The organism is Cohnella xylanilytica (genome assembly GCF_014212175.1).
Lineage (GTDB): Bacteria > Bacillota > Bacilli > Paenibacillales > Paenibacillaceae > Cohnella > Cohnella xylanilytica.
In genome coordinates, this window is record NZ_JACJVR010000031.1 from 1 (window position 1) to 24,872 (window position 24,872).

General features: G+C 62.6%; 19 protein-coding genes. 12 read left to right on the top strand and 7 right to left on the bottom strand.

Going from position 1 to position 24,872, the window contains the following annotated elements; translation table 11 throughout:
• Nucleotides 1–585: 585 nt before the first annotated feature.
• The 4 genes from H7B90_RS08670 (at nucleotide 586) to H7B90_RS08685 (ending at nucleotide 4,389) form a co-directional block, all read left to right on the top strand.
• The gene (locus tag H7B90_RS08670) at nucleotides 586–1,758 is read left to right on the top strand and encodes a sn-glycerol-1-phosphate dehydrogenase (RefSeq protein ID WP_185135468.1); all 1,173 of its coding nucleotides are present in this window, start codon (nucleotides 586–588) and stop codon (nucleotides 1,756–1,758) included.
• A gap of 350 nt (nucleotides 1,759–2,108) precedes the next feature.
• Complete coding sequence (locus H7B90_RS08675; RefSeq protein ID WP_185135469.1) at nucleotides 2,109–2,546, top strand: helical membrane plugin domain-containing protein; 438 nt, start codon at nucleotides 2,109–2,111, stop codon at nucleotides 2,544–2,546.
• Nucleotides 2,547–2,581: 35 nt separating this feature from the next.
• A complete protein-coding gene (locus H7B90_RS08680; protein WP_185135470.1) occupies nucleotides 2,582–3,763 on the top strand; it encodes an NAD(P)/FAD-dependent oxidoreductase in 1,182 nt (393 codons plus the stop codon).
• 305 nt (nucleotides 3,764–4,068) lie between these two features.
• Nucleotides 4,069–4,389 (top strand): MGMT family protein, encoded by a 321-nt coding sequence (locus tag H7B90_RS08685; protein ID WP_185135571.1) that lies wholly within the window; start codon nucleotides 4,069–4,071, stop codon nucleotides 4,387–4,389.
• A 325-nt stretch (nucleotides 4,390–4,714) separates the two neighbouring features.
• On the opposite strand, the gene pepT is transcribed toward H7B90_RS08685, so the two are convergent.
• Nucleotides 4,715–5,947 carry a peptidase T gene (gene pepT, locus H7B90_RS08690; protein WP_185135471.1) on the bottom strand — a complete coding sequence of 411 codons (1,233 nt, stop codon included), beginning with the start codon at nucleotides 5,945–5,947 and terminating at the stop codon, nucleotides 4,715–4,717.
• Nucleotides 5,948–5,966: 19 nt separating this feature from the next.
• Entirely contained in the window at nucleotides 5,967–6,770 is an 804-nt protein-coding gene (locus tag H7B90_RS08695; RefSeq protein ID WP_260410878.1) for a lipoyl protein ligase domain-containing protein, read from the bottom strand.
• A 223-nt stretch (nucleotides 6,771–6,993) separates the two neighbouring features.
• On the opposite strand from H7B90_RS08695, the gene H7B90_RS08700 reads away from it, so the two are divergent.
• The 3 genes from H7B90_RS08700 to H7B90_RS08710 are packed head-to-tail and all read left to right on the top strand — an operon-like array spanning nucleotide 6,994 to nucleotide 11,906.
• Nucleotides 6,994–8,622: a GGDEF domain-containing response regulator gene (locus H7B90_RS08700; protein WP_185135473.1), complete on the top strand. Its 1,629-nt coding sequence runs from the start codon at nucleotides 6,994–6,996 to the stop codon at nucleotides 8,620–8,622.
• Nucleotides 8,623–8,644: 22 nt separating this feature from the next.
• Nucleotides 8,645–9,010 (top strand): response regulator transcription factor, encoded by a 366-nt coding sequence (locus H7B90_RS08705; RefSeq protein ID WP_185135474.1) that lies wholly within the window; start codon nucleotides 8,645–8,647, stop codon nucleotides 9,008–9,010.
• Nucleotides 9,003–11,906 carry an ATP-binding protein gene (locus H7B90_RS08710; RefSeq protein ID WP_185135475.1) on the top strand — a complete coding sequence of 968 codons (2,904 nt, stop codon included), beginning with the start codon at nucleotides 9,003–9,005 and terminating at the stop codon, nucleotides 11,904–11,906. Before H7B90_RS08705 ends, H7B90_RS08710 begins: the two co-directional genes overlap by 8 nt.
• Here the strand turns inward: H7B90_RS08710 and H7B90_RS08715 are convergent.
• Both H7B90_RS08715 and H7B90_RS08720 read right to left on the bottom strand, forming a co-directional pair.
• Nucleotides 11,793–13,181, bottom strand: a complete 1,389-nt coding sequence (locus H7B90_RS08715; RefSeq protein ID WP_185135476.1) for an MATE family efflux transporter — start codon at nucleotides 13,179–13,181, stop codon at nucleotides 11,793–11,795. The two genes, H7B90_RS08710 and H7B90_RS08715, sit on opposite strands and share 114 nt — an antisense overlap.
• A gap of 167 nt (nucleotides 13,182–13,348) precedes the next feature.
• Nucleotides 13,349–13,774 carry a DUF1284 domain-containing protein gene (locus H7B90_RS08720; RefSeq protein WP_185135477.1) on the bottom strand — a complete coding sequence of 142 codons (426 nt, stop codon included), beginning with the start codon at nucleotides 13,772–13,774 and terminating at the stop codon, nucleotides 13,349–13,351.
• Between the two features lie 157 nt (nucleotides 13,775–13,931).
• On the opposite strand from H7B90_RS08720, the gene H7B90_RS08725 reads away from it, so the two are divergent.
• Entirely contained in the window at nucleotides 13,932–14,909 is a 978-nt protein-coding gene (locus H7B90_RS08725) for a phosphotransferase (protein ID WP_185135478.1), read from the top strand.
• 32 nt (nucleotides 14,910–14,941) lie between these two features.
• Here H7B90_RS08725 and H7B90_RS08730 read toward each other — a convergent pair whose 3' ends face one another.
• The 3 genes from H7B90_RS08730 to H7B90_RS08740 all read right to left on the bottom strand — a co-directional run bounded on the left by H7B90_RS08730 (nucleotide 14,942) and on the right by H7B90_RS08740 (nucleotide 17,249).
• Nucleotides 14,942–15,265 (bottom strand): antibiotic biosynthesis monooxygenase, encoded by a 324-nt coding sequence (locus tag H7B90_RS08730; protein WP_185135479.1) that lies wholly within the window; start codon nucleotides 15,263–15,265, stop codon nucleotides 14,942–14,944.
• A gap of 266 nt (nucleotides 15,266–15,531) precedes the next feature.
• Nucleotides 15,532–16,362 (bottom strand): carbohydrate ABC transporter permease, encoded by an 831-nt coding sequence (locus H7B90_RS08735; protein ID WP_185135480.1) that lies wholly within the window; start codon nucleotides 16,360–16,362, stop codon nucleotides 15,532–15,534.
• Entirely contained in the window at nucleotides 16,362–17,249 is an 888-nt protein-coding gene (locus tag H7B90_RS08740) for a carbohydrate ABC transporter permease (protein ID WP_185135481.1), read from the bottom strand. Before H7B90_RS08740 ends, H7B90_RS08735 begins: the two co-directional genes overlap by 1 nt.
• Before the next feature lie 173 nt (nucleotides 17,250–17,422).
• Between H7B90_RS08740 and H7B90_RS08745 the strand changes: the two genes are divergently transcribed.
• The 4 genes from H7B90_RS08745 to H7B90_RS08760 all read left to right on the top strand — a co-directional run bounded on the left by H7B90_RS08745 (nucleotide 17,423) and on the right by H7B90_RS08760 (nucleotide 24,777).
• Nucleotides 17,423–19,252 carry a sensor histidine kinase gene (locus H7B90_RS08745; protein WP_185135482.1) on the top strand — a complete coding sequence of 610 codons (1,830 nt, stop codon included), beginning with the start codon at nucleotides 17,423–17,425 and terminating at the stop codon, nucleotides 19,250–19,252.
• Nucleotides 19,245–20,888, top strand: coding sequence for a response regulator (locus H7B90_RS08750; protein ID WP_185135483.1), 1,644 nt, complete (start codon nucleotides 19,245–19,247; stop codon nucleotides 20,886–20,888). Before H7B90_RS08745 ends, H7B90_RS08750 begins: the two co-directional genes overlap by 8 nt.
• 130 nt (nucleotides 20,889–21,018) lie before the next feature.
• Nucleotides 21,019–22,347 carry an extracellular solute-binding protein gene (locus H7B90_RS08755; RefSeq protein ID WP_185135484.1) on the top strand — a complete coding sequence of 443 codons (1,329 nt, stop codon included), beginning with the start codon at nucleotides 21,019–21,021 and terminating at the stop codon, nucleotides 22,345–22,347.
• A gap of 336 nt (nucleotides 22,348–22,683) precedes the next feature.
• A complete protein-coding gene (locus H7B90_RS08760) occupies nucleotides 22,684–24,777 on the top strand; it encodes a glycoside hydrolase family 36 protein (protein ID WP_185135572.1) in 2,094 nt (697 codons plus the stop codon).
• The last annotated feature ends 95 nt before the right edge of the window (nucleotides 24,778–24,872 follow it).

The following is a 24,872-nucleotide window of genomic DNA, read 5'->3' on the forward strand; positions in this document are numbered from 1 at the left end:
AGATTGGTATATCCACACTCGGCTGACAAAGTGGTACGCAAAGAAACGCCAGCGAAGTCACTGGCTTGGTTCCGGGTACGAAGTTAAACGCCTAAGCAAATTGCATGGACTCAAATCGTTATTGTAAGTCGCATGCGCATGAATGACGAACATCGGAAAGCCGTATGAGGGAAAACCTCACGTACGGTTTGATGAGGAGGGGCTGAAGATAGTTCAGCCCTTTACTCTAGAATTCCGCGGCTGCCTTGTTATCCGGGTCCGAGGCGGATCCTTCGGAGGCTCCAATGCCGAGAAATTCGGCATTCAGAGCGATCGCGCTCGCGAGAGGGGCCCCCAATGCCGAGAAATTCGGCATTCAGAGCGATCGCGCTCGCGAGAGGGGCCCCCAATGCCGAGAAATTCGGCATTCAGAGCGATCGCGCTCGCGAGAGGGGCTCCCAATGCCGAGAAATTCGGCATTCAGAGCGGTCGGCCTCGCGAGAGGGGCCGTCTGGCCGGTTGGCGGAAGGTTCCGTCCCGCGCCCGATTTATGATAAATTAGAATCGTTTAGGAAAGTTGCGAAGGAAAGGGAGAGGATGCAAGCGATGTACGAAGCCGCACTCAGAATCCGGAAGGCCGCGGAGGAACGCGGGATCCGAATCGACGTCGAATTTCCGGACCCGATCGTAGTGGAGGCGGGGGCGCTGTCCCGGACGGCTCCTTATATACAGGATAAAGGTTATCGCAAGCCGCTCGTCGTGGCCGACGAGAACACGCTCCGGGTCGCCGGCGGGAAGCTGCTCGAACAGCTGGCGGCTCTCGGGCTCGCGGCCGAGAAGACGATCGTGAAGCCGGACCGGCAAGGCGACGTCATCGCCGACGAGGCCTCGATCGTGCAGGTGCTGCTAGACGTGCAGCGGTACGGAGCCGACGTCATCGTCGCGGCCGGATCGGGCACGCTGCACGACGTCTCGCGGTACGCCGCCTATACGGCGGGCCTCCCGTTCGTGTCCGTGCCGACGGCGCCTTCGGTCGACGGCTTCAACTCCAAAGGGGCGCCGATCGTCATCCGCGGGGAGAAAATCACGGTGCAAGCGATCGGCCCGCTGGCGATCTTCGCCGATCTGGACGTGCTGCGCGAAGCGCCGCCCGCGATGGTCGCCGCCGGCTTCGGCGACATGCTGGGCAAGTACACGTCCCTGTTCGACTGGACGTTCGGCCGCTGGACGGGCGGCGAGCCCTATTCCGAGCTCGTCGCCGAGATCACGGAGCGTGCCCTGCTCGAATGCGTGCGCAACGTCGAGGCGATCGGGAGCCGGACCGAGGAAGGCGTCCGCGTCTTGATCGACGCGCTGATCGAATCCGGGCTCGCGATGCTCGTCTTCGGCCAGTCCCATCCGGCGTCCGGCGCGGAGCACCATCTGTCCCATTATTGGGAGATGGAATTCATGCGGACCGGCCGCCGGGCCCTGCTGCACGGGGCGAAGGTGGGCGTCGCGTGCGCCGAGATCGCAGCCTTGTATCATACGCTCGAGCCCGAGTCGGAGGCGGGCGACGCCGAGACCGCGGCCAAGCTGCGGGAGGCGCTCGGCCGCGTGCCCGGACCGGACGAGATCCGCGCTCTGCTCCGGAAGGCCGGAGGGCCGTCGACGATCGAGGAGCTGGGAGTCGGCCGCGAGCTGTTGGAGCGGAGTCTCGCGGAGGCGCACCGGATTCGCCCGAACCGGTACACCCTGCTGAGGGCTTGCAACGAAGGCCGCGTCGGGCGCCGCTCCTGAAGCAGGTCCGTCCGGATGGCCCGGCTTGTCCGTTCGCGCTTGCCGAACGGGCGGGCCGGGCTTTTTCAAGGTATACCGCGGGTCCAAAATAATTTTATTTTAAGTTTGGCTCCTTTCGGTGTAGAATAGACAGGAATGGTTCAGATTCGACCTGTCGCGGCGTACGGACGATCGGAGAACGGACTCGGCTGCGAACGCATTAACGTCTATTCGCATGAAGACCCGCACGCAAGAACGGCCTTTTATGTGAAAAATGTTACAAAGTATCTTCGCCAGCCGGAACCGGCGCGGAGCCGTACGATGCCAGGAACGGACCGACTAGGACATTACTGCAAAGGAGGACGCTCTGCATGTCTCAAATTTCGCAAGAGGCGCTCGCAACCGACGCCGCAGTGGAACGCAACTCGCAAGACCTGCTCGACCAATTGCTGAAGCCGGAGGTTCAGGAATCCCTTACCGTATTGGTGGATAACCTGCCGAAGCTGGCCGAGATGGTCACCTTCCTGACCAAAGCCTACGACTTCGCGCAGCAAGTGGCGACCGACAAGGTGCTGATCAACGACTTCGCGCACGGTATCGGCGAATTCGTCAAGCCGGTGGCCGACAAGGCGAAGGGAATCGCCGCCGCGGCCATCGAAGCCGGCGACCGCGCCCAAGCCGACACGAGCACGATCGGCCTGTTCGGCATCCTGCGGATGCTGAAGGATCCGCAGGTCCAGAAGACGCTGCGCTTCGCGCAAGCCTTCCTCGGCGCGCTCGCGGACAACAAGCAACAGCAACAAGGCTGATAACTACGCACAACGGATAAGAATGGAGGATGGACATGTCTAAACATATTCTGATTCTGGGCGGCGGTTACGGCGGCTTGTTGGCAGCTCTGTCGGCTCGCAAAAATCTGAGCCTGGACGATGCCCGGATTACGCTCGTGAACCGTTATCCCACGCACCAGATCATCACCGAGCTTCACCGCCTGGCCGGCGACACCATCAAGGAGAAGGCCGTCGCTCTTCCGCTCGAGAAGCTGCTTCGCGGCAAGGACGTCAACGTGATGGTCGACACGGTTACCGAGATTCGCCCGAACGACAAGAAGGTGCTGCTCGAGAGCGGCGCCACCGTCACGTATGACGCGCTCGTCGTCGCCCTCGGCAGCGAGACGGCGTTCTTCGGCATCCCGGGGCTGCAAGAGAACAGCTTCACGCTGAAGTCGGTCGACGACGCGAACCGCATCCGCGCTCACGTCGAAGCCCGCCTGGACGCTTACAAGCAGTCCGGCGACAAGAAGGACGCGACGATCGTCGTCGGCGGCGGCGGCCTGACCGGCATCGAGCTCGTCGGCGAGTTCGCCGACCGACTGCCGGAGATCTGCCGCGGCAAGGGCATCGACTTCGCCGACATCAAGCTGTACGTCGTCGAAGCCGGCCCGGCCATCCTGCCGGTTCTGCCTCCGGACCTGATCGCGCGCGCGGTATCGAGCCTCGAGAAGCGCGGCGTCGAGATCATCACCGGCGTGGCGATCACGGAAGCGACGAAGGACACGGTATCGCTTAAGGACGGCCGCGTTCTGGAGTCCAACACGATCATCTGGACCGGCGGCGTTCAAGGTCATCCGGTCGTCGCGAACAGCGGCATCGAAGTGAACCGCGGCCGCGCCACGGTTACCGAATCGCTGCAATCGACTTCGCACCCGGAAGTGTTCCTGGCCGGCGACTGCGCGGTCGTCTTCCCGAAGGGCGGCGATCGTCCTTACCCGCCGACGGCTCAGAACGCCTGGCAGATGGGCGAGACGGTCGGCCACAACCTGGGCGTCTTCTTCAAGGGCGGCAAGATGGAAGAGTTCAACCCGATCAACTCGGGCACGCTCGGAAGCCTCGGCCGCAAGGATGCCGTCGCCATGGTCGGCGGCAACAACATCAAGCTGAAGGGCCTGCCGGCCACCCTGATGAAGGAAGCGAGCAACGTTCGCTACCTGTCCCACATCAGCGGCCTGTTCGCCTACGCCTATTAATTCGCGGCCCATCGCGATATCCGGCCCAGCGGCCGCGACGAGACCAGCTCCTTCGGGGCTGGTCTTTTTGCGCGCATCGACGAAGCGCTCCCTAAGAGTCGGCGGATAAGGTTGGACGAAGCCGAATAGGATGGAAGCAAGGGACGGGCGGCTTCGACGATAGAGGCCGTCCGTTCCGGCCTTGGTCGGGGCAAGTCCATCGGAAGGGATCTCGGGCGTCGAGGGCGAACTGTAACGGTATTCTCATCGAAATCAACTACAGCCGCCGTAGGCGTACGGAAGACGAGGAGACGGAAGCGAACATGCTGCAGCCATTCACCCAACGAGTGTTGGAGACGATTCAGGGGATCCCGCCGGGCAAGGTGATGACGTACGGCCAGATCGCGGCGGTCGCGGGAAGTCCGAGAGGAGCGAGGCAGGTCGTGCGGATTCTCCATTCGCTGAGCGAGAAGCACGGCCTGCCCTGGCACCGGGTGATCAACGCGCAAGGCGAGATCGCGTTGACGGACGGGGAGGCGAGGTACTCCCAGGCGTTCCTTCTGCGCGAAGAAGGGGTCGAGGTGGACGTACGGGGCCGAATCGATCTGGAGCGCTACCGGCACGAGCCGGAGACGGACAGAAGTTGAATGGTCCCCGAATGAATAGGAGCCGAAGGCGATGCCCTCGGCTTCTATTCTCTTTATCGGTCGGTTTTCAATTGTACCCGCCGAACAAAGGCGGCTCATTCAAACGACAATCGAGCGATTCGAATGAAGAAGCGTGCAAAAGCACCTCAGGGGTTCAGATACATGCCATGCCGGCGGCGGGACGGGCTATCCTAGAACGATTCGACGCCTGAACCCGAGTTCCTACCTAAACGAGATCCAGTCGACTGCCTCCTGCGAGAAAAAGCGAGAAGCTTCTCCGCCGTCCATAGACGGCCGAAGAAGCTTCCATCTCGATAAGCCCGGCTTACCCCCGCGCCTCGAACAGCTTGACGATCTCGACGATCACCTGGACCGCCTTGACCATGTTGTCGAGCGACGCGTATTCGTACCGGCCGTGATAATTCTCGCCGCCGGTGAAGATGTTCGGCGTCGGCAGACCCATGTAGCTCAGCTGCGAGCCGTCGGTGCCGCCGCGGATCGGCTTGATGACCGGCTCGATGCCGAGGTTCTTCATCGCTTGGGAGGCGACGTCGACGACTTCCCGGACCGGCTCGATTTTCTCCCGCATGTTGTAGTATTGGTCCTTGATCTCCAGCGAGAGCCGGTCGGCCCCGTACTTGGCCTTGAGCTCCTCGACGATCCGGGTCATCTCGTCCTTCCGCGCCTGGAACTTGGCCTTGTCGTGGTCGCGGATCAAGTAGCTCAGCTTCGTCTCCTCGACGTCTCCGCGGATCGACGTCAGATGGTAGAAGCCCTCGTAGCCTTCCGTATGCTCGGGCGCTTCGTTCGCGGGCAGGCTCGAGTGCAGCTCCATGGCGATCTTGGAGGAGTGGATCATCTTGCCCTTGGCGCTGCCCGGGTGAACGTTCTTGCCGAGGACCGTAATCTTGGCCGCCGCCGCGTTGAAGCTCTCGTACTCCAGCTCGCCGAGCGGGCCGCCGTCCATCGTATAGGCGTACTTGGCGCCGAAGGCGGCCACGTCGAACCGGTGCGGCCCGCGGCCGATCTCCTCGTCCGGCGTGAAGGCGACGCGCACCAGGCCGCGCTTGATCTCCGGATGCGAGAGCAGGTAGGCCATGGCCGTCATGATCTCGGCGACGCCCGCCTTGTCGTCGGCGCCGAGCAGCGTCGTGCCGTCCGTCGTAATCAGCGTGTGCCCCGTATAGCCGGCGAGCTCGGGGAAATCCCGCGGCGACAGCACGATGTTCCGTTCCGGGTTCAGGACGATGTCCCCGCCGTCGTAGTTGTCGACCACCTGCGGATTGACGCCCGCGCCGGTGAAGTCGGTCGCCGTGTCCACGTGGGCCAGGAAGCCGATCGTAGGCACGTCCTTGTCCGTGTTGGCCGGCAGCGTCGCCATGACGTAGCCGTTGTCGTCCATCGTCACTTCTTCCATGCCGATGCTCCGAAGCTCGTCCGCCAGCATCCGGGCTAGCGTCAGCTGCCCCGGCGTGGAGGGGCACGACTCGCTGTCCGCGTCCGATTGCGTATCCACCTTCACATAGGAAGTAAATCTCTTCAGCAGCTCTTCTCTCACCGCTCAACACTCCTCTTCCTCAAAATAATCCGTACCTGGCGCGCATCGCCCGGGCGGCCTCCCGCACCTCTTCCGGCGAAGGCAGCCGCAGCGCCGCCGCCCCCGCCGCCAAGCCGTCTTCGGTCTGCCGCGCGCGGACGATCTCCTTGATCTCCTCGGCGAATACCTTCGCCGCCCCGAGGCCCAGCCCCGTCAGCTCGGCGAGGCTCGCCGTGCTGTCCTCCGTCACCCGCGGCACCCGCGCGGGATCGTCCGCGCCGCCCGCCGCCCGCTCGTAGAACTCGCGGACGAGGCGCGCCCTGCGCCGTCCCGAGCCTTCGGCGACGACGAAGGCTTGAATGACGAGCGCCTTCGCCTGCCTGCGCTGGGCGATGCCGCAGAACTTGAAGCCGTCGATGCTCAGGTCGTAATCTCCCGGGCAGTAGGCGCCCGGGATCTCTCCCTTGTCCACGCGCCGTCCGGTGCCGGCGAGCGCCTCGCGAACGAGCGCGTACATCCGCTCGAAGTCCCGATGATAGTCGGCTCCCTCCTCGATCGGGAGAATAAGCGACACGTTGACGACGCCGGCATCGAGCGGGACGGCGGCGCCGCCGGAATGGCGGACGACCGCGTCGTAGCCCTCGGACTCGAGCCACCGCTTGGCGTCCGCCGCTCCCGGAAGGCGGCTGTCGCGCAAGCCCATGACGAAGGCGCGTTCGTGCCGCCACAGGTGGCAGATGGCCGGGCCGCCCTCTCCCGTCCGCCGGCACAGCAGCTCGTCCATCGCGAACGGGTACAGGGCGTCGGGCTCCGCGAACTCGTTCATGCGGTCCAATATCAGCATATTTTCAAGCCCCGACAGATTCGCTTCTCCCACGATGTCCGTCTCCTTCCATACGACTATCATACCGCAAACCCGGGCGTCCACAAATAGGGCGCCCCGCAAGGGATTTGGGACCAGGTCCTAGTCATAAAATCCGATTGTGCGGGGTGATATAATTTTCAGTGTATTGGCAGACCGACGGACCTATAACGGCCATGATTCCGCGGGGGGAGCGAAAACCCTGTTGAGCCCATATCAAGAGGCTATGCTTCAGAACATCCATAATCAAATCGAGCTCTGGCTGGAGTCGAACGGCCCGGTTCCGCACGAGGACGTGTACCGGTTCCTCCACTCGGTCAAGGGGACCTCCGGCACGATCGGAATGGCCGGCCTCTCGGAGCTGTCGGGCCGCCTGATGGCGGAGGCCGGAGACGCGGCGAGAGAACCTTGGGAGACGGACGAGCTCCGGGCCTTCCTCTATCCTCTCGTCCGGGAGAGCTGCGAATGCCGGCACAACGGCGACGTCGTGCTCGCGACGGCCTTCGACGACGGTCTCGACATTCTCCCGGACCAGCCCCTCGTCTTGATCCTCGACGACGACGTCACGCTTCTGCGTTATCTCAAGGACGAATTGGAAGCGAACGGCTACTTCGTCGTCGCCACCGTCAGCCCCGACAAGGCGATCCGCTGCTTCCACGACTTGACCCCGGACTGCTTCATCCTCGACCTGGTCATTCCGGACAAGAACGGCTTCGAAGTGATGGAGACGCTGAGCGACCGGGTGCGGACGAAGTTCGTGCCGACGACCGTCATCAGCATCCGCGACGACAAGGAGACCCGGCTCCGCGCGTACCGCATCGGGGCGGACGACTTCATGTCCAAGCCGATCGACATGGAAGAGCTGCTCGTCCGGCTGGAGCGCCAGCTGCGGCGCAAGAAGCAGCTGGATAGGCTGCTGTTCGTCGACGAGCTGACCGGGGCGCTGAACCGGAAGTGCTTCGAGGAGTCGTTCCGGCGAATCTGCCTGGAAGCGCAGCGGGCGAGGAAGAACTTCTCCTTGGCCGTCATCGACCTCGATCACTTCAAGCTGGTGAACGACCGGTACGGCCACCTGGCGGGGGACAAGGTTCTGACGGCCTTCGCCCGCTTCGTCCGGGAGCAGACGAGGTCGACGGACCTGTTCTTCCGGCTGGGCGGCGAAGAGTTCGTGATGATGATGCCCCAGACGGGCCGCGCGGAGGCGGCGAAGCTGCTCGAGCGGATTCGGCTTCGCTTCGCCGAATGCGATCCCGTTCCGGATTATCCGGAGCTTCGGATCACCTTCTCGGCCGGCATCGTCGAGGTGGCCGATCCGGTTCCGGAGTCCCGCCCGTGCTGGGTGGAGGCCGCCGACGCCGCGCTGTACCGGGCCAAGGAGCTGGGGCGCGACCGGATCGTCGTCTCCGAGGATCTGGAGGCGTGCGAACGCGGCGCGAAGCGGAAGCTGAACATCGCGGTCGTCGACGACGACGCGATTATACGGGCGATGCTGATCGAATTCCTCAAAGAGACGATCGGCAAGCGGATGAGCGTGGACGTCCGCGCGTTCAAGGACGGGCAATCGTTCCTGGACGATCCCCGCCATGCGGAGAAGGGGCCGTACCTCGTCGTGCTGGACGGCATGATGCCCGGAGTGGACGGAATGGAAGCGCTTCGGCGGCTGCGGGCGGCGGAGGGATCCGACCGGTATTCCGTCATCATGCTGACGGGGCGGTCGGAAGAATACGACATTCACCGGGCTCTGGAGCTCGGGGCGGACGATTACCTGACGAAGCCGTTCCGGGTCAAGGAGCTGGAGGCCCGAATCCGGCGCCTGACGGGCCGAATGCGGTAACGGAATGGAGAGGTGCAGGACATTGGCGAGAATACTGCTGGCCGAAGACGAGGCGGTTCTTCGCATGCTGGTGTGCGATACGCTCGAAGACGAAGGGTACGAGGTGGACGTCGCGCGCGACGGGGAGGAAGCGATCGAGAAAATGAGAGGGAACCGTTACGATCTCGTTATTCTCGATAACATGATGCCGAGGCTGTCGGGCCTCGACGTGATCGCCCAAGCGAGGCAATGGCCCGGGGGAGGGGACCTTCGGATTCTGATGCTGTCGGCCAAGGATCCGCATACGGACCCGGAGACGATCGCGGCCGCCGGAGCGGACGACTTCATGTCCAAGCCGTTCAGCCCGCTCGCTCTCGCCCGGAAAGTGGGAGACATGCTGAATGGGTAAGAGCAAGCGGGAGAGGGGCTTCCGCCGAAGCATCACCTGGAGATTGACGGGCATGATGCTGCTGTTCGTCTGCCTCTTCTTCATCGGCGTGGGCGTCATGAACGGGGTGGAGCATAACGAGCTGGACCGGTTCCAGAGCCAGGCCGACGGGCTGGCGCGCAAGCAGCGGCTCGTCTCGGAGATTACGCGGCATATGAACGGGATTTTCTACCGCTCGAGAGGCTACTTCGTCAACTTGAACGAGAGCGAGTACAATCAGATTTTCACGGAGAAGGAAGACTTCGAGAACGCCATCGGCGAATTCGGCAAGCTGCGGCTGAAGCCGGACGAGGAGCAGTGGATTCGGACGATCGAGGCGTTCTTCCGGACGTACTTCGGCTCGACGCTGCCCGAAGCGCTGGAGCTCTCCCGGACGAAGGACTACGAAGCGCTGCGCAGGCTGACCGGCCAAGGGCTGGACCAGAGCGCCAACGAGCTGATCCAGGCGGCCTTGAAGGTTCAGCAGAACAACCAGGCCGAGCTGGACCTGGCGCAGGCGCGTCTGGACGAACGGCTGTCCGGCCAGGGCATCCGGTTCCTCGCGTACGCGCTCGGACTGCTGCTCGTCTCGTGCGTCGTGCTCTACAAGACGGCGCGGGACATCAGCGTCCCGATCGCCAGGCTGTCGGCGAGCGCGAACCGGTTCGCGCTCGGCATCCCCGAACCGGTCGAGTACACCGACCGGCACGACGAGATCGGGGGCCTGGCCCGGTCGCTGGAGACGATGATGCATCAGATCCAGTCGAAGGGACAGGAGCTGATCGCTCAGAACGAGGAGCTGCTGGCCCAGCAGGACGAGCTGCAGATGCAGCAGGAGGAGCTCTCCGGCGCGCTCGCCAAGATGGAGTCGAGCGAGCGTTATTTGCGGAAGCGGAACCTGCTTATTCTCGCTCTGGCGGTCGCGATGGACCGGCAGGAGCTGCTTCGCAGCATCATCCGCAGCATGGTCGACCTGCTCCAGGCGGAGAAGGGGATCGTCGTCCTGCTCGACGAGGCGAAGGATCATGCGGCTTACGGGCTCTCCGACGCTTCCGCGCGCAGATTCCTGGACGCCTGCGAGGACGGGCTGCTCGCGCGAGTCCGCGAGAGCAAGAAGCCCTATACGCTGCGCCGTCAGGCGACCGAGGGGGAGCAGGGCTATCATTCCGGGGAGATCCGGGCGAGCGACCTGTACATCCCGGTGCCGGGACCGAACGAGGAGACGGCCGCGCTTCTCGTCCTGTCCCGGACCGGCCGGCCGTTCGACTCCCACGAGGAGGAAGAGGCGGCCGCCTTCGCCATCCAGATCTCGCTGTCTCTCGAGAAGCTGCGCCTGTACGAGACCGCGGAGGACCAGCGCCAGCTGACGCAGAACATGCTGGATACGATCCAAGAGGGCATCCAGCTTCTGGACCGGGAAGGAACGACGATCCAGGTCAATTCCAAGTGGTTCGAGCTGATGGGAATCGAGCCGAGCCCCGAATTCCGGCTGGACCTGGCTTCGTTCCGCGAAGCGCTGAAGCCGCTCCTCAAGGACCCGGGCCCGGTCGTCGAGTTCATCGACAGGCTCGTGCGCGAGCAGAGCGACGAGGAAGCGAGCATCGTCTACGAGATGTCGCATCCCGAGCGCCGCTTCGTTCACCTGTACTCCGAGCCGCTCTATCGGGGCTCGGAGAGGCTGGGCGCCCTGCTCGTGCAGCGCGACATCACGAAGGAGCACGAATCCGACCGGCTGAAGTCGGAGTTCGTGAGCACGGTCAGCCACGAGCTGAGAACCCCGCTCGCCAGCGTGCTCGGCTTCGCCGAGCTGCTGCTGCACAAGTCTCTCGCGCCGGAGAGGCAGAAGAAGTACATCCAGACGATCCATCAGGAGGCGACTCGTCTGACGGCGCTTGTCAACGATTTTCTCGACCTGCAGCGGATAGAGTCGGGGAAGCAGGCGTACGATTTCCGGCCGGTGCCGGTCGCGGAGCTGGCCGCGGGCGTTCTCGAGCTGCATCAGGCGAACGCGCCCAAGCACCGATTCGTCTTCGCGGACCGGTCGGAAGGGGCGAAGGCGAGGGCGGACGCGGACAAAATCCGGCAGGTGCTCATGAACGTCATCGGCAACGCCATCAAGTACTCCCCCGGCGGAGGGACCGTGACGGTGTCCTGCTACCGGGATGGAGACCGTCTGGCGGTCGAAGTCGCCGACGACGGGCTCGGCATTCCGCGGGAAGCGCTGCCGAAGCTGTTCGGCAAGTTCTACCGGGTCGACAACACGGACCGCCGGGAGATCGGGGGCACCGGCCTCGGGCTCGCCATCGTCAAGGAGATCATGCAGATCCACGGCGGCGACGTGCGCGTCGAGTCCGAATACGGGAAGGGAAGCGCGTTCACGCTGCTGCTCCCCATCGACGGAGGAGAGCGTCCCCGGGCGCCTTCCCCGCCGGAGGCCGGACGGAGCCGCGTATTTGTCGTCGAGGACGACGCCAGCCTGTCCGAGCTGCTGACGGACGAGCTCGCCGGCAGCGGCTACGAGGCGGCGTCGTTCGTCCGCGGGGAGGACGCGCTCGCCGCGATGGAACGCGAGGTTCCGGACGCGCTCGTGCTCGATCTGATCCTCGGGAACGGAATGGGCGGCCTGGAGGTCATCGAGCGCATGAGGCGGGACGAGCGGCTGCGGTCCGTCCCGATTCTCGTCTCGAGCGCGTTCGAGGAGAAGGCGCGGGCGATGGAGCTGGGCGCCAAGGGGTATCTCGTGAAGCCCTACCAGCCCAACCGGTTAACCGAAGCTCTGGCCGAGGTTCTGGGTTCCGGCTCCGGAGGCTCCTTCCGTCAAGTTGTTCATCCACCGGCGGGAACGCATTCTCCTCAGGCCGAAGAACATCCGGAATAGCTCCTCGACCGAGAGCAGGAAGTACACCCAATGGACGGGAAGATGCCAGACGAAGGCGGCGACCGCTCCGAGAGGGACGCCGACGGTCCAGACGACGCCGGCTTCCATCCGGAAGACGTACTTGCTGTCCCCGCCGCTGTTCAGGATGCCTCCGGAGACGACCATGTTCGTCACCTTCACGCAGAAGAAGAGGGAGAACACGAGCAGCACCGCGACCGACTGCCGCGCGGCCGTCTCCGAGAGGTCGTAGGCCGCCACGTAGAACGGGGAGAGCAGCGCGATCGCGAGGCCGAGCAGCAGCGCTCCGCCGAAGGCGAGCTTGGAGAACCGGCGGGCGGCGCGCATCGCTTGCTCGGCTTCCCCGGCGCCGAGCAGGTTGCCGATCATCACTCCCGCGGCTCCCGACAGCCCGGTCATAAGTCCGATGCCGAGAAGCTGGATCGGTCCCGAGAGGGTCATCGCGGTCAGCGCCGCGGTTCCCAGCCTTCCGTAGATGACCGCGTAAGCCGTCTCCCCGAGCACCCAGAGAAGCTCCGTCAGCAGCAGGGGATAGGCGACGCGCAGGAACGGAAGCGCCAGCTCCCGGTTGAAGCCGAGCAGCTCCTTCGGCCGGTACGCGCCCGGCAGCTTGCGGAGATAGACGAAGGCGATGAGCGCGCCGGCTTCCAGGTACCGGGCGATGACGGTAGCCAGAGCCGAGCCTTCGACCCCCAGGGCGGGGAAGAGGCCGGGGCCGAAGATGAGCAGGTAGTTCAGCAAGGCGTTGACGAGCACGGCCGCGATGTTGACGAGCATCGGAACGCGGACGATTCCGGCGCTTCGCAGGATAGCCGAATAGAGCAGCGTCAGCATCGTCGGCAGGTAGCTGAGGGCGGCCAGCTTCGCGTAGCTCGCGCCGATGGCCGCGACCGCCGGGTCGTTCGTGAACAGCCGGACGAACGGCCCGGGAGCGAAGAAGACGGCGGCGAAGAACAGGGCCGCGAACGAGAGGCCGAGGGTCAGGCCGAGTCCGAGCAGCCGGCCCATGGAGCGGGTGTCCTTCTTGCCCCAGTATTGGGCCGCGAAGACGGACACGCCGGTTCCGATCGAGACGAGAACGACGGACAGAATGTAATAGAGCCTGCCGCCGATGCCGACGGCCGCGATCGTCTCTTCGCCCAGGCGGCCCACCATGAGCTGGTCGGTCAGCTGCAGCAGCGCCATGAACACGCTCTGCAGCGTGATCGGAACGGCTAATCGAATCGTCTGGCGATAAAACTCCGATTGAATCTTCATGCATATCGTCTCCTTAGGGAAAAATAAAACAACCCCATTCTTGATGAACAAGAATAGGGTTGTTCGCTGTACATGCCGGACGAAAGCATTGCCCTTATGGAGTTGTCGTTCGAACGTTTAACAAGAATATAAGGGCAGGCCTCCCTTGCTGTCAATACGTTCCATGTTCAGGAGGACGGCAGCTCCCTCAGCGTTCGGCTTGCGCGGACGTGGGCGACCCCTTCGCTGCACAAGCCGAGCGGCTGCCACCGGCAATCGCTGCACAGATGCGCGATGTCGCCGGGCGCGACGGAGGTCGCGGCTCGCTCCAGCGCCGCCCGCCAAGCGAGCGTCCGCCCCGGGGCGAATCCGAGCCGGGCGAGGATGGCGGCGTCCTTGGCGTAGACGCCGGCGTTGTCGCAGTGGGAGACTTGATCCTCGGGAAAAGCGCGGCAGATGTCGTCGGGACCTTCGACGATCTCGATCGGCGTGTCGGGACGGGCGCGCAGCGTCTCGTAGACTTCGGTCATGTTGCGGCAGAAGCCTTCGGAGTAGCCTTTGCCGCGATAGCCTAGCAAGCAGAGCAGATGATGTCCGCGCAGCCGTACGGCCATAAGCGATCCAACCTTTCTTGGATGTAGGATGAGAGGGATGGAGAATAACGTTAACCTTATTGTATCATGTTGGTTAACGTTTGTGGCGCTGCATTTACAGGCAGGACAAGCCGAATTATAGTGGATTCATTCGGACAAGGAACGGAGCGGACGGAGAATGACGGCGATCTGGAGCGCGGACGGGCGGTTGGACGAGGGCCGGATTCGGCGCAGGGAGACTCTCTACACAGGGATGAACGGCAGTCTGGTGGAGAGAATCTGGCCGTACGGGACGGAGGAGAGCTTCATCTGGAAGCCTCAGACGAACGAGGGGCAGCAGAGGAGAGAGAAGTGGGTTTACGAGCATGTGCTGCCGGGCTTCCCGCCGGTCTATCCCCGGCTCGTCGCCAGCGTCCCGGCTGTGGACGGCGAAGGGGGAGGCTCCTTGTTCGAGGACCTTGGGGAGTTGGACCATGCGTTCGGGGAGAGCGCGGCGACGGCGCTTGTCCGGCGGATCGCCTGGTGGCACTCGCTCGCGCCGGCCGGAATGCTGGCCGGGGGGCCGGTTCTAGCGCCCAAGCCGCGGATCGGGCGGATGGCAGAGGCGATCCTCCGCGCTTGGGAGACGAGCGGGGGGCGATTGGGCGAATCCTGGGGCGCTGTCGGGGAGCTTGAGCGGTTGGAGCGGCTCGTCTCGCGCGTTGCGGCGCTGGCCCGGGAGAGAGTGTGGGAGGCCTGGGAGGCGGCGGAAGGAGACGTCTTCTCGCACGGGGACCTGCACCTCGGCAACTATGCCTTGGTGCGAGGCGAGCTTCGGGTGCTCGACTGGGAGCACGTTCACCCGAACATCCGGTACTGGGACTTGTACCACGTCATCGACCTGTCCCATCCCTCGTTCCCGAAGCCGGTCGACGCCGCGGTTCGGGAGCGGCTGCTGCGCGCCTACGCCGAAGAAGCCGCCATGCGGGGCGGCTTGTCGGACGAAGAGGCGTTCCGGCGCGGCTACCGGGAGTTCGCGGCGGTGTTCTCGCTATGGATGCTGCTGCTCATCGAAGGCGATCTGCGCCGCGGCTCCGCTCCGTGGCCGGAAGAGAACCTGCGGAGCCAGCTTCGGGAGACGCTGGCCAGCTTCGAGCAGAACGCCGGCGAGTTATGATCGATAGAGGGGGCTCCGCGCTGCGAGCCCGGTTACCCCTGCGCCGTCTTCACGGTCTTCACGTCGTAGAAGTTCGTCGAGCCTCCGATGACGTATTCCGGCTTGCCGTTCTGCCGGCTCTGGCGATGGCCCTCGAGATGCGCGGGGCTCTTCTCCCACGCCTTCCATGCCTCTTCCGACTCCCACCGGATGATAATGGCCACTTCCTCCTCTTCTTTCTTCTTCCGATTCACCATAACGCTTAGGTCGATGAAGCCCGGAATCTCGGTAATCGGTCCGCCGGGTTGGCCGAATCGTTCGACGACTTGATCGGAGAACCCGGGTTTGACGACAATCGTCTTGATCTCGATGATCATATAAGAACCTCCTAAGGATAAATAGCGGTACTCCGTGCAGGGAACCCATCCTCTTTCATTTTAAATGATAATGATTATCATCGTCAAATGAGGAGCGGGCTGCGGCATGGCCGGAGGCTGGCGGCGGGTTGCAGGTTCGTTGCTTCGATTTGCGGGGCGGTCGGAAGCGGGAGAGTCGGGGTCCCGCTCGAGCAGCCTTCGACCAGGCGCAGAACGTTAAAAACCGGAGGCCCGAAGGCCCCCGGTTCCAATGCCGCGCGGAAGGATCAGCCTTTGACGGCGCCCGCGACGACTCCTTTGACGATATACTTCTGCAGGAAGATAAACACGATGATCGACGGCAGCACGGCCATGACCATGGCGGTCATCGCGTATTGCCAATCCGACGTGTACTGGCCGACGAAGGTGTAGGCCGCCAGCGTCAGCGTCTTGGTCGTCGGCGAGCCGTTGACCATGAGCAGCGGGAGCAGGAAGTCGTTCCAGATCCACATGACGTCGATGATGATGATCGTCGTCGTGACCGACTTCAGCAGCGGGAAGATGACGGAGAAGAACAGCCGGAAGCCGGATGCCCCGTCGATCGTCGCGCTCTCGTCGATCTCGCGCGGGATGCCCTTCACGAAGCCGTGGTAGATGAATACCGCGAGCGGCGCGCCGAAGCCCCAGTACAGCAGGCCGAGGCCCCACGTGCTGTCGGACAGGTGCAGGAAGCGGGCCGTCTTCAGCACGGTGAGCATGATCGACTGGAACGGAATGAGCATCGGCATGATGCAGATGAAGTAGATGATCGCGCTGGCCCGCGACCTCGTCCGCGACAGCTTGTACGCCGCGATCGAGGAGACGAGAATGATGCCCGCGAGGCCGAGAATCGTGATGACCGCGTTGTTCAGGAACAGGCGCGGGTAATTGATGAATTTCCACACGTACGAATAGTTGTCGAACGTCCAGCTCTTCGGGAGGGCGATGACGTCGGTCATGACCTCCTGGAAGCTCTTGAAGGAGTTGAAGATCGCCAGGAACAGCGGGTACAGGAACAGGAGCGCCAGCAGAATCAGGACGATCTCGCCGATGACCCGCCCTACGACGTTGTTCTTCATTAGCCCTCAACCTCCCTGCGTTTGAAGATGGTCAATTGGACGATGGTGATGATCAGCACGGCGACGAACAGAACGAGCGCCTTCGCGGTGCCGTACCCGTACAGGTTGTTCTGGAACGTGTCGCGATAGATGTCGTAAGCGACCGAGTACGTCGTGCCGCCGGGACCGCCGCCGGTCAGCGACAGGATGACGTCGAACACCTTGATCGAGTTGGTCAGCGCCATGAACACGGCGATCGTGATCGACGGAGCGAGCAGCGGCAGCGTGACGCTGAAGAACCGCCGGACCGGACCTGCGCCGTCCACGACGGCCGCTTCCTTCAAGTCGTCCGGCACCGACTGCAAGCCGGCGATGTAGATGACGAGATAGAAGCCGATCGACTGCCAGATCGAGACGCCGAGCACCGAGACGAACGCGAGTCCCGGCTCCCCGAGCCAGCTCCAGCCGAAGATGCTCCAGCCGGTGCTGTGGCCGAGAGATTCGAAGCCCTGCATGAAGATGAACTTCCAGATGAAGCCGACGATAACGAGGCTCAAGATGTACGGGATGAAGAACGCGGCCCGAAGGAACGTCTTCGACTTGAGCTTCGAATCGAGCACGAGGGCGAGCAGAATCGCCAGCACGTTGATGAGGACGATATACAGAACGGCGTATTTGACCGTGAACCAGGCCGCATGGCTGAAGTTCGCGTCGCCGGTGAAAATTTGCTTGAAATTATCCAGTCCGATAAACTTGGGATGCTTGGAGATCCCGTTCCACTTCGTGAGCGAATACCGGACGGTCAGGACGAAGGGGATATAGAACGCGACCGCTACGCAAATCAGCACCGGCAAGGTGAACAATCCGAACTCTACCTTGTCGGCCATCCTTCTGCCCAATTTGTTCATAACCACACCTCTTTTTCTGTCTCTTCTCTTCGGCGGGTACGACGTCGCCCGCTGTACAGACCCAATGCCGTTAGGCTATATTGCATTATAAACAGCGATTCGGACTCGAAAAAATGGATTTAAGTAATCAGTTAAGGGTAATAACGTGAACTGTATCCGACCGGAGGGACAACATGAACAACCTGACCGCGCGGTTGGCGAGAGCGGCGAGAAGGCTCGGGGACGCCGTCTCCCGGCGATTGGTAAACAAGCTTATTCTGCTCTTCACGTCGATAATCATTCTGGTGGTGGCGTCGCTCACCGTCATCTCCTACAAGATCATCGAGAAGGAATCGGTCGACCACAGCATCGCCAGCAACACGAACAACCTGATGCTCGTCAACCAGAACTTCGAGAAGTACTTCGCGGAGATCGAGCAGCTCTCGCTTCCGCAGATCCGGTACGACGAGATCATCAGCGCGATCAACCGGGAGTCGGTCGATTACGCTTCCCGCATCTACCTCGAAAATTATTTGCGGACGCTGTACTATTCGCGCAGCGACCTGGAGCGCATCTACCTCTATCTGATCGACGAGAACAAGTACCTGTACATCTCCCGCGAGAACTACAACGTGCCGGTCCGCGCCGGCATCGACAAGACCATTCCGAACCAGGAATGGTACAAGCAAGCGATGGAGAGCGACAAGAACCGCTCGATCCAATCCCTCGTTTTTCCCGCGCAGACGGGTTACGACCTGAATTCCGACGGCAGCTACCTGGCGTACCACCGGGTGCTGCGCTCTCTCGCCGACCGGAAGCCGAGGGCGGTGCTCAGCTTCTACTTCAACGATAAGGCCAAAAACGAGATCATCCGGGACATTCCGTTCAACAAAGGCGAACACCTGATGTTCCTTAGCGCGGACAACGTCCCGTTCCATCTGGACGACAAGGAGTTCTACAGGCAGATCGGGGCCGGAGGGTTCTTCCGGAACCTGGACGGGTCGCGGGACCGCTTCACGTGGAAGTACGGGGACGAGCCGTATCTGGTCGTCTACAACGTCAGCGAGGCGGACGGCTGGAAGCTGGTCAAGCCGATTCCGTACAGCGAGATTTACAAGACGGCCCGGACGACGCGGCGCATCGGCATTCTGATCGGTCTCGGCTTCCTCGCTCTCTCCGTCGTCCTCGTCACTCTCACCTCGAACGCCATCACGAGACCGCTTAAGAAGCTGTCGAAGCAGATGAGCCGGTTCAGCACCGGCACGTTCGACGCGGAAGCCGAGGTGAAGGGGCGGGACGAGATCGCCTACCTGTCCAAGCACTTCAACCTGATGGTGAAGAGGACGAACGAGCTGATCAACGAGCGGTACAAGATGAAGCTGGTCGAGAAGAACGCGATCCTGAAGGCGCTGGAGGCCGAGATCAACCCGCACTTCCTGTACAACGCCCTGCAGGCGATCTCGACGAAGGCGCTCAAGAACGGGCAGGAAGAGATTACCGAGATGGTGGACGCGCTGGCGCTGACGCTAAGATATTGCATAAGCGGCAAAGACATCGTGCATGCTAAGGACGAATTGAAGCACATCGAGCGTTATTTGGTATTGCAAAAAGCGAGATTCGGCAGCCGGCTGCAAGTCGTCTACGAATTCGACGAGTCGCTCATGGACCTGGCCATTCCGAAGCTGTCCATCCAATCGCTCGTGGAGAATTCCATCAAGCATGCCTTGGAAAAGGTATCGAGCTCCATCACGATCGTCATCGGCATTCGTCTCGAACCGGCATATGCGGTCATCTCCGTGAAGGACAACGGCCCGGGCATCCCCCCGGACAAGCTGAAGGCGATCCTCCAATCGTTCCGCGCGGAATGGGAGGACCGGGAGGGAGACAGCATCGGCCTTCGCAACCTCGACTCCCGGCTGAAGCTGATATTCGGGGACGAAGCGGGGCTCGAGATCGACACGGACGAGACGGGGACGGAGATGCGCATGAGGATTCCGCGAGGAGGCAGCCACAACCATGTATAAGGTCCTTATTATCGATGACGAAGAACCGTCGCGCGAGGCCATTCGCATTCTCGGCGATTGGAACGGGCTCGGCGTGGAAGAAGTGATGGAAGCGGGAGACGGCCGTTCCGGGCTCGCCCTGCTCCGGGAGAAGAAGCCCGACCTGGTGCTCGTCGACATGAAGATGCCCGAGATGAACGGCATGGAATTCCTGCAGAACGTGGAGAAGGACTATCCGAACCTGTTCACGATCGTCATCAGCGGCTACAACGACTTCGAGTTCACGAGGCAGGCGATCCGGTCCCGCGTGGTCGATTACCTGCTCAAGCCGGTCAACCGGCAGGATCTGAACCAGGCTCTGCGCAAGGCCGTCGACGTGCTCGAGGCGCGCAAGCGGAGCGAGAGCGAGTTCATCGACCGCAACATTACGCTGAACATGTCGGTTCCGAAGCTGAAGGAGAACATCTACCTCTCCGTTATCGAGCGGAACTTCAAGGTGAAGAACAACGAGGCGTTCCTCCGCCTGATCGGGGCGGACGATCCGGGCAAGCGGTTCGGGGTCGCGACGATGCGCATCCTGAACCTCGAGGAGGTGTCGGAGAAGCGGTTCAACCGCGAGGCCGACCTGCTCCGGTTCGCCGTCTCCAACGTGATCAACGAGTTCGCCGAGGACGGCTTCCAGAGCTTCGGATTCGCCAATCCGAAGCGGGAGCGGGAGATGATCGTCGTCCATACGATGGCGGGCGGCTACCCGGAGGATCTCGAATTCCGCTCCGTCCCCTTCATGAAGAAGGTCGTCTCCGTGCTCGAAGACCTGTTCGGCGTCCGCTCGATCGCGGGGATCGGAACCCCGGTCGCCGACGTGTCGCTCCTCGCCGACTCCTACGAACGGGCGGTCGCGGCGGTCGGCGAGATCGATCTGCTGAAGCTTCCGTCGGGCAGCGTCCGCCGCGGCGGAGCCGCCGCAGCGGCGAGCCCGAAGGAGACTCCTTCGATCGCGAGCCGCATTCCCCTGATCCGGGGAGCCGTCGAGGCGGGCAACTCGAACCAGGTCCGCACCCTCGTGCTCGACTTCGCGCGCAAGCTTCGGAGCCTGGAAGCCTTCAGCCTGAAGGAGGCCGTCCGGATTCTGGACGAGTTCGTCATCCTGCTCGGCGACGCGGCTCTCGACTACGGGGTGCCGGCCCAGAAGCTGCCGAGCGGCGGAGCGGCGGGCCTCAAGGAAGTCGGGATCTCGTCCGACTTCTCCCGGTTCGAGGAGTACGAAGCGCTGCTGTGCCGGATCGCGGATTATTACGCGCACCAGATCCGGAGCGCTTCCTCCTCCGAGAGGGCGTTTGACGTCGGCGAGATCAAGGCGTACATCGACGAGCATTATTTCGAGGACATCAAGATTTCGATGTTCACGGAGAAATATTTTCTCAGCCGGGAGTACCTCATGAAGCTGTTCAAGCAGCAGTACGGCTTCGGCATTCACGAATACGTGCAGAAGATCCGGATGGACAAGGCCAAGGAGCTGCTCGGGGATTCCGACCTGAAGATTCAGGAGATCTCGGAGATGCTCGGCTACAAGGATAAAAATTACTTCAGCAAAGCGTTCCGCAATTATTTCTCGCTGTCGCCTTCGGAATACCGGATGCAGAGGTCGGATGGATAAAAGCGAACCGGACGAGGACTACACTTTTTTACCCTCAAGAGGCCACTTATCTACATTTTTATCGGGGACCGATTTCTTTAGAATAGGCTACGAAGTCCAACAACACACACGTAAGAGTGGGGGCGTATCCATGTTAAAGAGAGTGACGGGTCTATCGGTCAGCTTGGTGCTCATGGCCGGCGCATTGGCCGCATGCGGCAGCAGCAACAATAACAACAATGCGGGCAGCGCTTCGCCTTCGGCTTCTTCCCCGGCCGCGACGGCGGGCGACAGCTCCAAGCCGGTAACGATCAACATGTTCACCGCTTCTCCGGAATATACCGACGCGTTCAACGCTTATATCGCCGAATATAAGAAAGTGAAGCCGAACGTGACGATCAACCTGGAGATCATGCAATCGGACTACAACACGGTTCTCAAATCCCGCATCGCTTCCGGCAACGTTCCGGACGTGTTCCAGACGACGGCCGGCGGCGACATCGACACGTTCGCGGAATACAGCCAGGACCTGACGAACGAGCCGCTGGCGGCCGCGATGACGGACGCCGTTCGCGCCAACATGTCGTCTTCGGACGGCAAGGTGCTCGGCCTTCCGGTCAAAGGCAACCTGTTCACGCTGATCTACAACAAGAAGCTGTTCGCCGACGCGGGCATCACCGAAGTGCCGAAGACGACGGCGCAGCTGGACGACGCGATCGCGAAGCTCGAAGCCAAGGGCATCACGCCGTTCGCCAACGCCTACAAGGAATGGTGGACGTGGAAGCACGTGTTCCAGCACTTCGTCGACGCCGCCGCGACCGACGCGGGCACGGACGCCAAGACGCTCGTCGCCGACTTCATCGCCGGCAAGACGACGTTCAAGGACCATCCGATTCTCGAGAACAACTTCTTCAACTTCATCGACACGACCGTCAAGCACGGCACCGACAAGCCGCTTGAGCGCGACAGCAACGCCGAAGTGAGCGACTTCGCTTCCGGCAAGGCCGCCATCATGACCGGCAAGGGCGCATGGGACGAAGAAGCGATCAAGAAGATCAACCCGGACATCCAGATCGGCATCATGGGCTACCCGGTCAGCGACAAGCCGGAGCAAGCGCAAATCATCACGGGCGCCGACCAGGCGCTCCGCATCAACAAGGATTCGAAGAACGTCGGCGAAGTCGTCGCCTTCTTCAACTGGCTGTACACGTCCGACTACGGCAAGCAATGGTTCTCCAACGTGGCGAAGGTCATTCCTCCGATCAAGGACGCTCCGCTGCCGAACCTCGACATGCCGAAGCAGATGGACGAGATCCTGAAGACCGAGAAGTCCGGCGACCTGTCCGTCAACTACTCGCTCGACACGTTCCATCAGAAGTTCGGCGAGATCATGCAGGCTTACATCGGCGGAAGCAAGAAGAAGGACGCCGCGATCACCGAGATCGAGCAAGCTTGGCAGCAGCTGGGCTCGGCCCAATAAGCGGCGATTAAGCGATACGAACGGCTACTTGACTCAGCGCCCCCTGGCGCTGAGTCAAGTTTTTATGGAGCCGCTGCCGCCTTGGGGCGGGAGGGCATCTCTTCATCCGGGGGCCCGCTCGCCTCGTCGCCGGCCGCGCCGGCTCTCTCTCGCGATTTCCGCTCACAGGCCGGCAGCGGCGAGTCAAGGTCCGGTCGAGTCAAGGTCCGGGCGGGGCAAGGGGCGGATGGCATTCGGGGGCGGCGGTTGCTTTTGGAGCCGGCACGCGTTATTATGCGAAAAATGCGGTTTGTTAGCTAAAACGATGGTTGAGGAGGCTATTATTTCGTGGGACAAATGATTGAGGTGGCGGAGAACGGTCTTTATCTGGTTCTTCACGTAACGGATTCGCGGGATGTCCGGCTGCTCCACTTCGGGCCGCGGCCTTACGAGCCCGGTCTCGTGCCGGAGAAGCGGGAGGAAGGGTTCCGGCTGCTGGAGCTGCAGCTGACGGGGGACGACCGCGCGGAGTATCACGGACGCACGCACCGGGCGACGTTCCCGGGGCTTCGGATGCAGTACAAGGCGTTCGAGGATACGCGCAACGGGATCGGGCGCAAGCTCGAGATCGCTCTGGCCGATCCGGAGACGAAGCTGGAGTCGACGACGCATATCCAATTCTACGACGGAATCTCGGTCGCGCGCTTCTGGACGGTTCTGCGCAACGCAGGGGCCGAGCCGGTCGGCGTCGAGTACGTCTCCACGTTCGCCCTGACGGGGCTGGACAAGGAGGGCGCTCAGGACCGCGACGAGAAAATGAGGGTATCCATCCCTCACTCGGGCTGGCAGAGCGAGATTCAATGGCGGACGTACACGCTGCCGGAGCTGGGCTTGTCGCACGTCACGGACCGCAGCTCCAAGCGGATCTCCTGCAGCAACACCGGCTCCTGGTCGGCGGCGGAGCACATTCCGATGGCCGTGCTGGAGAACAAGGAAGCGGGAACGACGCTCGTCTGGCAGATCGAGCATAACGGCTCCTGGCACTGGGAGATCATCGATCAGTTCGACTATCTGACGCTGCTCGTCAGCGGGCCGACGGAGCACGACAACCACTGGTGGAAGCAGCTTCGGCCGGGCGAGGAGTTCGCGTCCGTTCCCGCCGCGGTGGGAGCGGTCCAAGGCGGGTTCGAGGAAGCGATCGGGCAGCTCACGACGTACCGCCGCGCCATTCGCCGGCCGAACGACGACAACCGGCTGCTTCGGGTGATTTTCAACGATTACATGAATTGCCTGTGGGGCAAGCCGACGACGGAGAAGCTGCTGCCTCTCATCGACGCGGCGGCCGAAGTCGGCAGCGAATACTTCTGCATCGACGCCGGCTGGTACGCTCCCGGGGATTGGTGGGACGGCGTCGGCGAGTGGCTGCCTTCGAAGGAGCGGTTCCCGGAAGGCATCAAGTACGTGCTCGACTACATCCGGAGCAAGGGCATGATTCCGGGCCTCTGGCTGGAGCTCGAGGTCATGGGCATCCGCAGCCCGAAGCTGGCGGAGACGAACGATTCCTGGTTCTTCAAGCGGCATGGCAAGCGGGTGAAGGATCGCAGCCGCTACCAGCTCGACTACCGGAACCCGGAGGTCATCGCGCACGCGAACGAAGTCATTCGGCGGCTGGTCGAGGATTACGGCGTCGGGTACATCAAGATGGACTACAATATCAACGCGGGCGTCGGCACCGAGACGGACGCCGACAGCTTCGGGGACGGGCTGCTGCAGCATAACCGCGCGTACCTCGCCTGGCTCGACTCGATCTTCGCCAAGTATCCGGACCTCGTCATCGAGAACTGCTCGAGCGGCGGCATGCGGATGGACTACGCGATGCTCAGCCGCCACAGCATCCAGTCCACCAGCGACCAGGAGGACTACGTGAAGTACGCGGCGATCGCGGCGAGCTCGCCGTCGGCGCTGACGCCGGAGCAGTCGGCGATCTGGTCGTATCCGCTGCGCGAAGGGGACGACGAGGAGGTCGTCTTCAACATGGTGAACGCGATGCTGCTACGCGTCCACCAGAGCGGCCACGTGGCCGAGCTGAGCCCGCGCCGGCGGGAGCTGGTCAAGGAGGCGCTCGGTTATTACAAGACGATTCGCGGCGACATCCGGGAATCGCTGCCGTTCTGGCCGCTCGGCCTGCCGAAGGCGCAGGACGAGTGGATCAGCTTCGGCCTGCGGCGCGGCGATCGCGCGTACGTGGCCGTATGGCGCATCGGCGGCGACGCGGCGGAGGCCGTGCTGCCGATCGCGGGGCTGGCCGGCGCGGATGCGGACGCGCGCATCGCATATCCGAGCGCGAGCGGCGGCAGCCGCGTCGCGTGGGACGCCGCGGCCGGCGCGCTTCGCGTCGCGCTGCCGCAGGCGAAGACCGCGCGCCTGATCGAGCTGACGATCAAGCGCTGATCGCGCAAAAGCCTCATCCCCAGTATCGTTTGGGGATGAGGCTCTTTTTGTGCGCGCGTTCGCACGTCGTTCCCCCTGGAATTCGCGCCCGGTCC

Coding starts and splice junctions, on each gene's coding strand:
- H7B90_RS08670 (WP_185135468.1), top strand. CDS start 586: ATGTACGAAGCCGCACTCAGAATCCGGAAGGCCGCGGAGGAACGCGGG.
- H7B90_RS08675 (WP_185135469.1), top strand. CDS start 2,109: ATGTCTCAAATTTCGCAAGAGGCGCTCGCAACCGACGCCGCAGTGGAA.
- H7B90_RS08680 (WP_185135470.1), top strand. CDS start 2,582: ATGTCTAAACATATTCTGATTCTGGGCGGCGGTTACGGCGGCTTGTTG.
- H7B90_RS08695 (WP_260410878.1), bottom strand. CDS start 6,770: ATGCTGATATTGGACCGCATGAACGAGTTCGCGGAGCCCGACGCCCTG.
- H7B90_RS08710 (WP_185135475.1), top strand. CDS start 9,003: ATGGGTAAGAGCAAGCGGGAGAGGGGCTTCCGCCGAAGCATCACCTGG.
- H7B90_RS08715 (WP_185135476.1), bottom strand. CDS start 13,181: ATGAAGATTCAATCGGAGTTTTATCGCCAGACGATTCGATTAGCCGTT.
- H7B90_RS08720 (WP_185135477.1), bottom strand. CDS start 13,774: ATGGCCGTACGGCTGCGCGGACATCATCTGCTCTGCTTGCTAGGCTAT.
- H7B90_RS08725 (WP_185135478.1), top strand. CDS start 13,932: ATGACGGCGATCTGGAGCGCGGACGGGCGGTTGGACGAGGGCCGGATT.
- H7B90_RS08730 (WP_185135479.1), bottom strand. CDS start 15,265: ATGATCATCGAGATCAAGACGATTGTCGTCAAACCCGGGTTCTCCGAT.
- H7B90_RS08735 (WP_185135480.1), bottom strand. CDS start 16,362: ATGAAGAACAACGTCGTAGGGCGGGTCATCGGCGAGATCGTCCTGATT.
- H7B90_RS08740 (WP_185135481.1), bottom strand. CDS start 17,249: ATGAACAAATTGGGCAGAAGGATGGCCGACAAGGTAGAGTTCGGATTG.
- H7B90_RS08745 (WP_185135482.1), top strand. CDS start 17,423: ATGAACAACCTGACCGCGCGGTTGGCGAGAGCGGCGAGAAGGCTCGGG.
- H7B90_RS08750 (WP_185135483.1), top strand. CDS start 19,245: ATGTATAAGGTCCTTATTATCGATGACGAAGAACCGTCGCGCGAGGCC.
- H7B90_RS08755 (WP_185135484.1), top strand. CDS start 21,019: ATGTTAAAGAGAGTGACGGGTCTATCGGTCAGCTTGGTGCTCATGGCC.
- H7B90_RS08760 (WP_185135572.1), top strand. CDS start 22,684: ATGATTGAGGTGGCGGAGAACGGTCTTTATCTGGTTCTTCACGTAACG.